Raw genomic sequence first — 12931 nt, forward strand, 5'->3', positions numbered from 1 at the left:
CCGGCATCCGGTGCCGGGGCCACCGGCCCGCGCGGCCTTCCGGCAGTCAGGAGATGGTGACGAACCGGGCGATGCTCGGCACCCCCTGGGAGTCGAGGGCGAAGAGCATGTAGGTGCCCGGCAGGACCACGCCGGGGTCGGCGGGTATGGACACCGTGTACGCGCCGGTTCCCGTGGCCGTGGACACGAGGGGGACCCGCCGCTGGTCGTTGTCGGTGGAGTGGGTCGCGGCTGCGGCCCGCATCAGGACGAAGGACGCCACCGGAGTCTGGGTGCTCACCGTGAGCGACGCGCCGGGGGCGGTCCTGGAGGGCACGCCCCCCGTGATGGCGGGACGCGGCTTCGGCGATCCGTCCGCGTTGAGCAGGTACGGCGGTGTGAAGACGGCCCCGTCCGGGTGGTTGGTCGCGCAGTCACCGCACAGGCCCCCGCCACCGGAGAATATCCGCCCGTCCGGCAACAGGTTGGCCACGCTGTGGTAGTTGCGCGGGATGGCCATGGTGGCGAGAGGGGTGAAGCGGCCGGTCGACGGGTCCCACAGCTCGGGCGTCAGCACCGAGGTCGCGTCGCTGAACGGCACCGGATAGGCCTGTCCGCCGAAGACGGCCACTTTGCCGTCGGGCAGGACGACGCTGTTGCTGAATCCGCGGGCGTACTCCATGTCGCCTGTACGGGCGGCCTGCACCTGGCTGCTGCCCGAGATGCCCACCGTGTAGGCACGCCGGGTGGCTGGGGTCTTCTCGTACGCGGGTGAGCCGCCCAGGGTGAGCAGCTTGCCGATGTCGTAGGAGACGGCGTTGCCGGTCATGGCGTCCGGACTGTCGGCCCGGGTGCCGGCGGCGGTGATGCTGCCCCGGCCGCTGGTCGAGATCCAGTTCATCTGCTTGCTCGGACCCAGTTGCAGTACCTTGCCGCCCGAAGTGGCGTGCAGCCACATGTGGTTGTCGGCGCGGTAGGGTCCGGCGGGGTCGGCGGTCAGCGCCGGGGTGGCGGGAACGCCCGGGAGCGTCCGCCAGGTGCGGGTGTCCGGCGACCAGACCTCACCGGCCTTGTCGCCCGCGGTGCCGCTCCAGGATCCGCCCAGGACGAAGGCCTCACCGGTGGAGAGCAGCGTCATGGCCTGGTAGCCGCGGGCGATGTTCATGCTGGTGGTGGCGGACCAGTCGTCGGTGGCCGGGTCGTAGATGCTCGCCTTTTCCGCGTTGCTGCCGCCGGTGACCAACACACGGCCGTCGGCCAGCATCGCTATGCCGGGACAGAACATGTCGTGGCCGGTGTTGTCGATGCGGCGCTGGGTGACCTTGCCGGTCTTCAGGTCCAGGATCGCGGTCTGGGTGTAGCCGTTGCTTCCCCCGAAGCGGTCGACCGCGTAGGCGGACCAGGCCAGCAGCTTGTCGCCCGGCAGGGCGGCGGTGGCCACGGGCACCAGGGGGAAGCCGGTGATCCGGTCCCAGGATCCGTGGACGGCCGGACTGGCCGGTCCGCTCAGGCGTATCTCACCGGCCGAGGTCCACGGACCGCGTCCGCCGGCCTCCGTGGTCACGGTCAGACGTATGAAACGTGCGTTCTCGGCACGGGTGAACGTGGCGGTCTTGACGGTGTCGTCGTCCCGCCAGGTGCCGGCGGCGACCGGCGTGCCGAAGACGGTGCCGTCGGTGCTGGTGGTGATGGAGTACGCGCCTGCCCGCCCGTTGGCCCAGTCGGTGCGGGGGTGGTAGACGAGTGCGGAGACGACTGCCGTGCGGTGCATGTCGATGGTGATGCTGTGCGGCAGGGGAGCCGGGGTGCCGCTCCATTTGCTGTGCCAGATGGTGTTGGCGTTGCCGTCGAGCACGTTGGCCGCGCGACCGTTCTCGCCGCTGGTCTCCTCGTCGCTGGCCGCGGCCGTCCATCCGGTCCGGGACAGGTCGACGGTGGCTTGCGGGGTACCGGGGTCGCCCAGCAGGTTGATCTCGGAGGCAGAGGTCCAAGGTCCGCGGCCACCGGCCTCGGTGAGGGCCGTCAAGCGTACGAACCGGACACCCTGCGGGGCGAACCCGAGCGTCTTGGCGCTGCCGTCGTCCGCGAGCGTGCCGGAAGCGACCGGGCTCGCCCAGCTCTGTCCGTCCGTACTGACGCTGATGCTGTACTCACCGACGCGCCCGTTGCCCCAGTCGGTGCGGGGGTGGTAGACGAGTGCGGAGACGACTGCCGTGCGGTGCATGTCGATGGTGATGCTGTGCGGCAGGGGAGCGGGGGTGCCGCTCCATTTGCTGTGCCAGATGGTGTTGGCGTTGCCGTCGAGCACGTTGGCCGCGCGGCCGTTCTCGCCGCTGGTCTCCTCGTCGCTGGCCGTGGCGGTCCATCCGGTCCGGTCGAGAACAGGGGCCGTAGGTTCCATGGCGTTCGCCGGGGCGATGCCGTGGTGCGGTGACTGCTGCGCCGGCTGCTGGTCGAAGGGCACGGGCGCGGGTCGGGGCCCCGGGGCGCGGCCGGCCGCTGCCTGGCTCGGGACCCCGAGCCACGGCGTCAACCCGATCAGCAGCGAGCCGATGCCGAAGGCGATGAGCAGGTAGGAACGGCGTGGCAGGCGTAGAGAGGCGAAGAAGCGCCTGGACTGCAATCTGACCTCCTGGGGCGATCTGGTGTGCCCCGTAGAAGATAGGTCAGAGCAGTAGCAACTTACCCATAGTCAAAGAGAGTTGGCATGAAATGGCGTGGCTGGCCGGTGGCCGGTGACACTGGGGCGAAGACATGGCTCCCTTGTTCTGACGCTCACTCAATCCGCGGCGTCGCAGGCCGTCGCCAACCACAGTGATGCGGCCGGTCGCGCTGCCGGAGCGCGGTGAACGGCGGTCGCCGCTCAGGCAGCGCTCCGACAGCCCGACACGCAGCCGGCAGGTCCGACGCCCGCGCAGAGGGCCGTGTCACGGTGCATGGGTGTGAAGGAGGTGGCGTGAATGGCCGACAGCCGCAGTACCGGGATTCCCGAGACGATGCGGGCCTGGGTGGCTCCCGCCGGCCGTCCCGGGACGGTCGAATGCGTCGAGCTGCCCGTCCCGGTGCCGGAGGCGGACGAGCTGCTGGTCGAGGTACGTGCGTGCGGGGTGTGCCGGACGGATCTCCACGTCCGTGACGGAGACCTGCCGCCTCGCCTGGAGCGGGTCGTGCCCGGCCACGAGGCGGTGGGCGACGTCGTCGCGGTCGGCGACGCGGTCACCGCTCCCGTGGTCGGCACCCGGGTCGGCGTCCCCTGGCTGCGCAGGACGTGCGGAGCGTGCCGGTACTGCTTGCGGGGCCAGGAGAATCTGTGTCCCTCGTCCCTCTACACCGGCTGGGACGCACACGGCGGCTACGCCGAGTACGCGACCGTGCCCGCGCGCTACGCCTACGAGATGCCGGCCGGATACAGCGCGGAGGAGCTGACCCCGCTGCTGTGCGCGGGGATCATCGGCTACCGGGCCCTGAACCGCGCCGAACTTCCCCAGGGCGGCCGGCTCGGCATCTACGGTTTCGGCGCGTCCGCCCACCTCACCGCACAGCTCGCCCTCGCCCGAGGCGCCGTCGTCCACGTACTCACCCGTGCCCCGGCCGCCCGGACGCTCGCCCTGGACCTCGGTGCCGCCTCAGCGGGCGACGCCCGCACCGGCCCGCCCGAGCCGCTCGACGCCGCGATCCTCTTCGCCCCGTCCGGGGCCCTCGTCCCCGCAGCCCTGGAGGCACTGGACAGCGGCGGCACACTCAGCATCGCGGGCATCCACCTCTCCGACATCCCCTCGCTGAACTACCAACGCCACCTCTTCCGCGAACGGACCGTCAGGAGCGTCACCGCGAACACCCGCCGGGACGGACGCGATTTCCTCGCCGCCGCGGCCGCGCAGCGACTACGCCCGACACTGACCGTGTACGACTTCACCCATGCCGCGACCGCCCTGGACGACCTCGCGGCCGGCCGGGTCGAGGGAGCGGCGGTGCTGCGCATGCCCGCCCGCTGAGGATCACCCGGCGCACTTCGCCGGCCGGCGACCCGTGGGGCGGAAGGGACCGCCCCGCCCGGATGCGCAGCCCCCAGGGCCAGCACGTCACTCTGGTGTGTCACGCCGTGTCGCCGGTTGGCCGTGTCGGCGTGCGCCGGGACGGGGGCCAGGAGCAGGATGGGCTCCCCTTACCCCTTTCCGCAGGAGGCACCCGTGCTTGAACGCAAGCAGCGCAAGGACCGGACCGAGGTCACCTTCGTCCTCCCGGCGGACGTCCCGCCCGGGCCGGTCAGCGTCGTCGGTGACTTCAACGACTGGGACCCGCACGCGCACCCCCTCGTGCCGCGGAGGGACGACGCGCGAGCCGTCACGGTCGCCCTGCCCCCGAAGACCAGTCATTCCTTCCGGTACCTGGCAGCAGGTGACTACTGGTTCAACGAGGACTCCGCCGACGGTCAGGACGGCCCCAACAGCCGCCTGCACACCTGACCGGACCCCGGACCCCGCACCTGACCGGGTGCGGGGCGCAGGCAGGGCGGGCGGCGGCCAGCAGGTCACTGTGCGGGCTCCGGACGGCGGCCTGTTCACCCGACGAGTTACCGGCCGCCCAGTGAGTGGCCCCGTCGGCCCCTGACGGCCGGTCCGCTCAGCGCGGCGGCGAGCCGCCCTGGGCGCTCCGGACCGGCATGAAAGCGATGCACTCGACGTCGATCTGATCGGCGACCTCGCTCAGCGCACCGGCCAGGGCCATGACCGTCCCGGGATCGAGATCCGCCTCCCCGGCATCCGTCGACTGCAGCCAGCCGGCCGCGAGGCGCCGCAGCAGGCTGGTGACCTGTTCGGCGGGCATCAGCAGATGGCCGCCGACGACCCAGACCAGTGGGACCGGCGCGTTCATCGTCCACCACCTCCGCCGATCGGCCGGCGGTTCGTTCCTCTGGCCGCGCCTGCCCGCTGTGGAGCGGGCCACCCGTGTGACCGCGTGCATTTTCGGCGAGCGCCACCGCGCGCGCCGGGCGGTTCGGGTCAGGAGGCGCGGGAGACGAGCTCGTCGTACTGCACGTCGGCGAGGCCGGTGGCCTGTACGCACAGGTCGATCCTGTCGAGCGTGCTGCGCAGGGCCCGATAGCCGGAGGCGAGGACCGTCCTCTGCTCGATGTCCGTGCCTTCAGGGGACCAGGAGATCAGCACGATCTCGTGCCGGCGGGCTCCGTCCGCCGCCGCGAACGCCAGCTCGTACGCGACGAGCCGGGGCTCGCCGGTCGGCAGGGCCTCCAGCAGCTCGTCGTGCGTCAGGTTCCCCTCGAACTCGGGGACGATGCTGGCCAGGTCGGCACTGAGCCGGTAGATCACCGTGTTGACGTCCCGGTGTCCCGTCAGTTCCCGGAACGCGGCGACACAACTCTCTTCCACGGAAATACCACTGCTCACGGCACCACGTTCCTTCCGGCCACCCACGGCGTGCAGATCGAGCGGTTCAACGAGGGGGCCCCGGCCGAGGTTGTGGGCGGGCCGTGGCCGGGCGCCGGAGGTCTCAGCGCCAGGCGGGATGGCCTTCGGAGGAGGTGCCGGTGGTGAGGGTGCGCTCGCCGGTCTTGTCCGTGCGGACGGCCCAGACCACGGGCTTCTCGTAGGGGCCGCGGACGAACGCCACCCAGCTGCCGTCGACGGACCAGGCGGGGTCCATCTCATGGGCGCCGGTGGCAACCAGTTCACGATCGTCCGTGCCGTCGGCGTCCACGAGACGGATGTCGCCCTGAGTGCCCGTGCCGTAGGTTCCCGCCGTGTACGCGAAGGTCGTGCTGTCCGGGGACCACACGGGGTCGAGCGCCGGATGGGGAAGCCGGGTCACCTGCTGAGGGGCACGGTCGGGGGCGGCGGGGTCGACCACGTGGATCTGCCAGTTCCCGGGCTCCGTCTGCAGACAGACGGCGATGCGCTTGCCGTCCGGCGACCACGCGGGGTCCTCGACCTGGCCCACGCCCGAGGTGAGCTGGCGAGCGGCGCCATCGGCGACGCTGACGACGAACAGTTGCTGTACGCCGTCCTTCGTGCGCAGTACGGCGAGCCGGCTGCCGTCCGGCGACCAGGACACCCTGCCGCCGGTGATGGAGGCGATCCGCCGCGCGTTCGAACCGTCGGCATCGGCGATCCAGACGGCCGGGCCGTCGGAAGTGGTGCGGGTGAACGCGAAGGACGTGCGATCGGGGGACCACTGGGGCAGGGTGTCGCAGGCGCCGCCCGTGGTGAGCTGCCGGGGTGCGTCGGCCGCGGCGTCCCGGCGGGCGATCACGCCGTGGCACGTGCCCGGCCAGCCCGGCGCGGTGTCCTGCCGGATCAGCAGGGGGTCGGTGGGGAAAGGGGCAGGGGTAGGGGTCGAGCCGGTGGGTGTGACGGCGCGGGGCTTGTCACTGTCCTCGGGGGAGCCGGTCCAGGGCTGCCACAGAAGCAGGCCGACGGTCGCGAGGGACGTCAGCAGCGCTGCCGCCACCACGGCGCGGCGGCGTCGGGCCGGTACCGCAACCATCGGTGGCACGCCTGCGGGCTCGGGCGAGGGCGCGGGCGAAGGCGAAGGCGAGGGGGTGGGCGCGGGCGCGGGTGTGGGCGGCGCTGCCGGCCCCGTGTCCACCGCCGAGGTCACGGTCCGCGGCTGTTCCGTACCCGGCTCCGGACCCACGATCCGGGGAGCGTCCGGTTCCGGCGCAGGGATCTTCGCCGCCGGGGTGTCCTGTGGCGCATCGGGCGCGGTGGGCTGCGCCGTGGGCTCCTGCCGGGGGAGCAGCTGCGTCGCCGCGTCCGGCAGCCAGCAGTCGCCGGCCGGGTGGCGTACGGTCAGGCCGCCGAGGAAGGCCGACGGTGTGGGCCGGGCAGCCGGGTCCTTGGACAGGCAGGCTGCGATGGCTCCGCGGAGTTCGCCGGGGACGGCGGTCAGGTCCGGCTCCTCGTGGACGACCTTGTAGTGCCTGGCCGCCGACGGGCCGTCGCCGAAGGGGGAGCCGCCCGCCGCCTGGGTGAGCACCACCCCCAGGGCGAACATGTCGACCGCGGGGGTGACGGAGCCACTGGTGAGTTGCTCGGGTGCCAGGAAGCCCGGCGTGCCGATCTGCAGGCCGGTCTGTGTCAGAGCCGTTCCGTCCAGGGCGCGCGCGATGCCGAAGTCGATGACGCGCGGCCCGTCCTCCGCGACGATGATGTTCGCGGGCTTGAGATCACGGTGGATGACCCCGGCCCGGTGGATGGCCTCCAGCGCCTCGGCCAGGCCGGCCGCCAGCACGGTGAGGGTGTCCAGGGGCAGCGATCCGACGCGCGCCAGCACCGCTTGCAGGGTGGGGCCGGGGACGAAGGCGGTTACCAGCCAAGCCGGCTCCCCGTCCGGGTCGGCGTCGACGACCGGTGCGGTGTGGAAGCCACCCACCCTCCGCGCGGCCGAGACCTCGTCGGCGAACCTGCGCCTGAACCCGGGTTCGGTGCTCAGCTCGGGACGTACGACCTTGACGGCCACGGCACGGCCGGACTGGGACCGGCCCAGGTAGACGACGCCCATGCCCCCTTGGCCGAGCCGTCCCACCAGCCGGTAGCGGCCCTCGCCGACCGACGTGGGATCGCCCGATTCGAGCGGCTTCATGGGTCCCCCGTTTCACACCACGCGCGATGACAGCCTCTCCCTACCCGTCGCGCCGCGTACCAGTCAAGCGAGGCCCGATTCCGCCACCGGCTCGGTGCCGCTCGCCGACCCGCTCACGACGGCGACGGCGAACGGCGACGGCGACCGGAGGCCGTTCCGCGCCGACGAAATGGGGTCCTCACGGGGTCCTCAGCGAGGTGACAGGCCGCTGGTGATGCGGTTCCACAGGGAGCGGGTGGCTCCGAAACCGGTCTCATGCACCCAGATGTGGGTGCAGCCCGGGCACTGCAGGTGGAGCAGGCTCCCGGTGTTGGAGAGCATGTAGCGCCAGTGCCGGGAGCAGTTCCGGCCCTCCCCGCACGGCCCGCACTCGCGGGTATCGAGGCAATTGGGGCAGGGCACCCAGGCGCGGCGCCCGACGTCGGCCTGCGGGTCAAGGGGCAGCATGACCGCTCCTGCGCCGGGGCAGCACACCGGCTGCGACCAGATCGTCGTACAGGCTCTGCTGCTGCTCGTCGAGACCGGAGTAGAGCAGGTCGTAGGCGGCTTCCTCGCCGCGCAGCACCTCGATCGGGTCCCAGTCGGGGCCCAGAGCGTCCATCACCTGAGCCCGTCGGAGTACCTCCTGGGAGGTGAGGTCGACGGTGAAGTCGACCAGCCCGGGGGCGCCCGGCCGTCCGGGGGCGGGCGAGCGGCGGTCGGCGGGGTCGCTGGAGCCGGAGGGAGGTGTGGGCTGGGACATGAGGCAGAACTTAGGTATCCCTTCCTTGCCTGGTCAAGGGAGGGTGTGCGGAGTCACACGAGCCGGGCCGGGCAGGGTCCGGCTGCTGCCGCCGGAGCGGCTGGCGCAGGCCGCGGCGATCGCGGTGAAAGGCACGGACCGGATGCTGGTACGGCACCACATGAACGGGCTCGGATACTTCCTGGCCATGCCGGCGACGGACGGCGTGCCGACCGCCTTCGGTCACCACGGCAGCGGCGGCAGCATCGCCTTCGCCGACCGCGGGCGCGGCTTGTCCTTCGCGCTCACCCGCACCCGTCTGGTGCATCCCTCGAACACCACGGCCACGCTCCTGGCCGACAGGGTCCGCGCGGCCGCCTCCTAGCGTACGTACGTACGTGGCCGGCGGACGGCTGGGCGTCGGCGCACGGGCAACGGGCCCGGTCAGACGGGCGTGAAGACGTCTTCGCGGGCGTCGTCGAGGATGAACCCGTTGTCGAAGCGGACGCGGACCGTTACGCGCGGCCTCTGCTCCTGGTAGGCGATCCATTCGGGTTCCAGGGAGCCGACCTGCTCTTCGAGTTGCCTCCTGCTCTCCGTGGGCATGTCCTGGCCGAAGGCGTCGAGGAGCGACTTGAGCCGCTCGTACTCGCGAGCCTCCTGGCTCTGATGCTCGTGTGCGACCACCCGTTCGACGGTGCCCTCGGTGCCCGCTGCCAGGGACAGTGACCCGGCCACGGTCCCCGTCGACGTCGAGGGGTCCTCCGTGGTCGCAACCCAGTCGGTCAGCCTGGTGTCCGCTGCCAGCTTCACCCGCTGGCCTACTTTCAGCGTCATTGATTCTTCATCTCTCGGATAGGTGCAGGCCGTTCGTGTGTGCGGGTGCAGTCCGGGGGGTGGAACGGCAGGTCAACGCGTTGGCGCCGATCCGTTCGGACGACCTCTGTCGGACCGTCAACCTACCGTGTCACAGTGGGCGGTCCCGGCTCGACCGGGGCTGATGGCAGACCTGAGGGGGACGTGATGGCATCGGGAACGGACACGTTCGGCGACGGCAGGACCGCCGGACACGGAGACGGAGCCGGTCACCAACTCGTCCGCGATCTGGTGCGCTCAGCCGTCACCGAGCTGGCACCGGAGGAGCTGCCGCTGTTGGCCGGCCTCCAGCGGTTCGACGACGCGACGGTGGTACGTCGCCCGAGCGGCCGGGGCCGGCGGCGCGAGCCACTGGGGTTCGGGGCCGGTGAGGTCGCGGTGCTCGTGACCCCGGTGGTGTGGCTGGTACTGGATCAGGTCGGCCAGCGGATGGTGAACGCGGCCCTGGACCGCACCGGTGCCCGCGTCACCGCCGCCCTGCGGCGGCTCCTGCGGCGTCCCGCCGCACCGGTCACCGTTGCGCCCCTGACCCGCGAACAACTGGCCGAGGTACGGGCCCTCGTCTGCTCCTCGGCGGTACAGCGCGGGCTCTCCGCCGGCCGCGCCGAGGTGATCGCGGACGCGGTGGTGACCCGGCTGACGCTGGCCGACGCACCCGGCGGGGAGGGTCCGGAGCCGTCCACGGCCCCGGCCGCCCCGGAGACACCCGGGGCTCAAGGGACCCCCGCTCCGGCCCCGGGCGCCGCGCCCGCCGGCGGCCAGGGATAGGCGGCCCGGATGGCCGTCACGGGGACGCGGCCGGATCCCGTACCTGCGCACCCGCCCGCGCCCCCGCCCCGGATCGACGAGCGCGTACTGGGTGCGGGTACGAGCGTGCGCTTCGCGACGCTCCTGTTCCTGCTGCTGGCCGCCAGCGGCTCCATGATGCTGACCGTCATCATCGGTCTGGCCGACGGCGACCGGACCGGCTGCGAACTCGCCGCCGGAGCGGACCCCTCCGACCCCTCCTGGACGCAGTCCGCCCGCGCCGTCAGCCAGGCCGTCGCCTACCACCTCTGTCAGTCCGCATGGGCACCCCCGCCGCCCTGGTGGCAGCTGGCCGGCTGGCCCGTGCTGCTGACCGTGTCGGCCCTCCTGCTCTTCCTGCTCCTGCCCCGGTGGAAGGCCCGGCCCGGCCGGGTCGTCCCGCTGGAGGCGGTGGACCCCGACGGTGAACTGCGCACCCTCTTCGCCGAGCTGGCCGTCACCACGGGCCTCGCGCAGATGCCCCGGGTGGTCGTGGACCCGGCCGCCACCGGGGCCGGCGCGGTGGTGTTCGGCCGTACCGGCCGCCCGGTCGTGTGCCTGTACGGCGGCCTGCTCGCCGGCCGGCACCGCGCCCCCGCACGCTTCCGCGCGGTGCTGCTGCACGAACTGGCGCACGTCGCCAACCGTGACATCACCCTCACGTACGCCACCGTCACCTTGTGGCGGGTCTTCCTCGCCCTGGTGCTCCTGCCCTACCTGCTCCGGGAGGGCTACGTGCTCTACGGCGTCCTCGCGGACGGCCGCCTGCCGGTGCTGGACCGGCCGCTGATGCTCACCGTCTTCACGGTCGCGCTCGTCCACCTCGCCCGGTCGGACGTCCTGCGCAGCCGCGAGGTCTACGCCGACCTGACCGCGCTGCGCTGGGGCGCGGATCCGCACGGCTGGGCCGACGAGACCCACCAGCAGGCCGCCGGGCCCGTCCGCCGCGCCCTCGAACGGTTCCTCGCCCTGTGGCGCACCCACCCGCAGTGGGGCCTGCGCCGGGGCGCCCTGACCGACCCCGCGCCGCTGTTCCGTACCCCGGCCCTGACCTTCTTCCTCACCGGGGCGACCGTGGTGCTCGTCGAGCTGCACCTGCTGTACTACCTGGCGCCGTACAACCTGGCGACGATCGGCGTGACCCAGGCGATCACGATCGTCTCCGCCGCCCTGGTCACCGCGATCACCGGGATCGCGCTCTGGCGGGCGGTGGCGTACGCCGTACTCACCGGTGGCCGGGTGCTCTCGGGCTGGTGGGCGGGAGGGTGGCTGGGAGTGGGCATCGCGGCCGGCACCGTCCTCACCAGTTCGGGCGGGAGCGGGGTGTGGCTGCCGCAGCGGCCGCAGCTCCTGCTGCTGCCCGTGGCCGTGGGGATGGCCTTCGGGTGGTGGATCACGCAGTGCGCCCACCTGTGGACCCGTAACTGGCGCGGCCGTACCCTGCGGCCCGCCCTGCTGCTCAGTCTGCTGGCCGTCGTTCCCGCCCTGGCGCTCTGGCTCGCCTGGTGGCACCTGATGGGGACGCTGTACGCGAGCGGCTTCAGAGCGCGCGCCGCCGGAGTGACCCAATGGGCCCTCAACTGGTTGCCGTCGGCGGCCCCCTCGGGGGACCCGGGCCGGATACCGGGAATCACGACCGTACTGCCGCTCCTGGGCAGCATCACCTCCCTCTACCTGATCCCCCTCGCACTCACCCTCCTGTGGGTCGTACCGCTGGCCGCCTGGGCGGCAGGCCCGGCGACGGCCCGGCCGCGCTGGCACCCCGGTCCGGCCGCGCCGCCGTCCGGAGACGTGGCGCCGCCCCTGCGGCGGGTGCTGCTGCCGGGGCTGCTGGGCGGGGTGCTGGCCTGGGCCGCGTTCGTGGGCGTCCAGGCGTACCTGCACACCGGTCAGCCGGTACCGGAGGCACGAGGAGGGCTGTACGCGCTGCGGTACACGGCCGGCACCCTGCTGGCCCTGAGCGGGCCGGCGGGGCTCGCCGCCCTCGCGGCGGGCGCGCGGACCGGCCGGTTCCGGCTGTTGGGCAGTCTGATCGCGGCGCAGAGCACCATCGTGGTCGGGTTCGCCGGCGTGACCGTCCTCGCCTCCCTCGACGGTTGCGCCGGGACCCTCGGCGTCCTCCAGGACAGCTGCGCGTGGCGACCGGCCTGGCAGCTGCCGCTGTTCCCGTTCCTCTACGTGCTGACCGTCGCCCTCGTCCTCGGGACCGTCCTCGCCACCGCCCTCGCGGCCGCCACGGCCCTGACCTCCGCAGCCCTGCACCGCGTCCGGACGTCCGGGCTCTGCGCGACGGCCCCTCGTACGCCGGCCCGCGTCACCCGCGCCCAGCGCGTCGGCGTCGGTCTGCTCTGCGCGGCGGCCGTGGGACTCGGCGGCACGGCCGACGTCTTCCGGCTGCGCACCATCACGTTCACGGTCGATCTCGCCGACTCCCAGAACCAGGCGCAACTGGCCGCCGTCCCCGACGCGCCCGTCTCCGAAAGCACGCGGTCGCGGCAGGTGGACGCCTGGTACGACCTCGGGGGCTACACCATCCTCGAAGAGCTCACCTCGCTCTCCGGCCGGCTGAACACCGCCATCCGCGCGGCCAAGGGTGCCCCTTGGGACCTGATGGACCGGCAGCTCCGGCCGGTGTGCGAGCAATGGGTGCGAGCCGGACTGTACGAGACGGTGTGGTTCCGGGTCCCCGAGCGGGAAATCCAGGCCGACTGGCACGCCGTCGCCGTCCACGCCGGCCAGGGCGGCCGACGCTGCACGGCGGCCCTGACCGTGCGCGACCAGACCGCGCTCGTGAACGCGCTCCGCGAGCTGATCACGGCGGGCCGGTGCACCGCGTCGGTGAACGCCCGGATCGACGCGGTGCTGCGCGCCGACGGCCGCAAGGGCACGATCCGGCCCGCCGCGCAGGGGACGACCTGCGACCGGGCCGGGTAGAGCCTGGCCGGGCCCCCTCTGCCCCCTTCGGCC

The 12931-nt window shown here is 72.8% G+C and carries 12 protein-coding genes; 5 read left to right on the forward strand and 7 right to left on the reverse strand.

The window, feature by feature from the left end; translation table 11 throughout:
* Positions 1-46: 46 nt before the first annotated feature.
* Complete coding sequence (locus tag AB0D48_RS31095; protein WP_362404411.1) at positions 47-2602, reverse strand: discoidin domain-containing protein; 2556 nt, start codon at positions 2600-2602, stop codon at positions 47-49.
* 373 nt (positions 2603-2975) lie between these two features.
* On the opposite strand from AB0D48_RS31095, the gene AB0D48_RS31100 reads away from it, so the two are divergent.
* Both AB0D48_RS31100 and AB0D48_RS31105 read left to right on the forward strand, forming a co-directional pair.
* Complete coding sequence (locus AB0D48_RS31100) at positions 2976-3974, forward strand: zinc-dependent alcohol dehydrogenase family protein (RefSeq protein WP_362404529.1); 999 nt, start codon at positions 2976-2978, stop codon at positions 3972-3974.
* A gap of 195 nt (positions 3975-4169) precedes the next feature.
* Positions 4170-4445 carry an isoamylase early set domain-containing protein gene (locus AB0D48_RS31105; protein WP_362404414.1) on the forward strand — a complete coding sequence of 92 codons (276 nt, stop codon included), beginning with the start codon at positions 4170-4172 and terminating at the stop codon, positions 4443-4445.
* Between the two features lie 157 nt (positions 4446-4602).
* Here the strand turns inward: AB0D48_RS31105 and AB0D48_RS31110 are convergent, their stop codons facing one another.
* The 5 genes from AB0D48_RS31110 to AB0D48_RS31130 all read right to left on the reverse strand — a co-directional run bounded on the left by AB0D48_RS31110 (position 4603) and on the right by AB0D48_RS31130 (position 8323).
* Positions 4603-4854, reverse strand: coding sequence for a DUF6213 family protein (locus tag AB0D48_RS31110; protein ID WP_362404417.1), 252 nt, complete (start codon positions 4852-4854; stop codon positions 4603-4605).
* Positions 4855-4982: 128 nt separating this feature from the next.
* Positions 4983-5387: a hypothetical protein gene (locus AB0D48_RS31115; protein ID WP_362404420.1), complete on the reverse strand. Its 405-nt coding sequence runs from the start codon at positions 5385-5387 to the stop codon at positions 4983-4985.
* Positions 5388-5490: 103 nt separating this feature from the next.
* On the reverse strand, positions 5491-7581 hold the full coding sequence (locus AB0D48_RS31120) for a protein kinase (RefSeq protein WP_362404423.1): 2091 nt from the start codon (positions 7579-7581) through the stop codon (positions 5491-5493).
* 189 nt (positions 7582-7770) lie between these two features.
* Positions 7771-8028 carry a hypothetical protein gene (locus AB0D48_RS31125; protein ID WP_362404427.1) on the reverse strand — a complete coding sequence of 86 codons (258 nt, stop codon included), beginning with the start codon at positions 8026-8028 and terminating at the stop codon, positions 7771-7773.
* Positions 8015-8323 carry a DUF6400 family protein gene (locus AB0D48_RS31130; protein ID WP_362404430.1) on the reverse strand — a complete coding sequence of 103 codons (309 nt, stop codon included), beginning with the start codon at positions 8321-8323 and terminating at the stop codon, positions 8015-8017. The genes AB0D48_RS31125 and AB0D48_RS31130 overlap by 14 nt, the downstream gene beginning before the upstream one ends.
* Before the next feature lie 43 nt (positions 8324-8366).
* Here AB0D48_RS31130 and AB0D48_RS31135 point away from each other — a divergent pair, with 43 nt between their 5' ends.
* Positions 8367-8687 carry a hypothetical protein gene (locus AB0D48_RS31135; protein WP_362404433.1) on the forward strand — a complete coding sequence of 107 codons (321 nt, stop codon included), beginning with the start codon at positions 8367-8369 and terminating at the stop codon, positions 8685-8687.
* A gap of 59 nt (positions 8688-8746) precedes the next feature.
* Here AB0D48_RS31135 and AB0D48_RS31140 read toward each other — a convergent pair whose 3' ends face one another.
* Positions 8747-9139 carry a hypothetical protein gene (locus tag AB0D48_RS31140; protein ID WP_362404435.1) on the reverse strand — a complete coding sequence of 131 codons (393 nt, stop codon included), beginning with the start codon at positions 9137-9139 and terminating at the stop codon, positions 8747-8749.
* A gap of 186 nt (positions 9140-9325) precedes the next feature.
* On the opposite strand from AB0D48_RS31140, the gene AB0D48_RS31145 reads away from it, so the two are divergent.
* Positions 9326-9946 (forward strand): hypothetical protein, encoded by a 621-nt coding sequence (locus tag AB0D48_RS31145; protein ID WP_362404437.1) that lies wholly within the window; start codon positions 9326-9328, stop codon positions 9944-9946.
* Positions 9947-9955: 9 nt separating this feature from the next.
* On the forward strand, positions 9956-12898 hold the full coding sequence (locus AB0D48_RS31150; protein ID WP_362404440.1) for a M48 family metalloprotease: 2943 nt from the start codon (positions 9956-9958) through the stop codon (positions 12896-12898).
* Positions 12899-12931 lie beyond the last annotated feature (33 nt).

It is taken from the genome of Streptomyces sp. NPDC048269 (assembly GCF_040652395.1).
GTDB lineage: Bacteria > Actinomycetota > Actinomycetes > Streptomycetales > Streptomycetaceae > Streptomyces.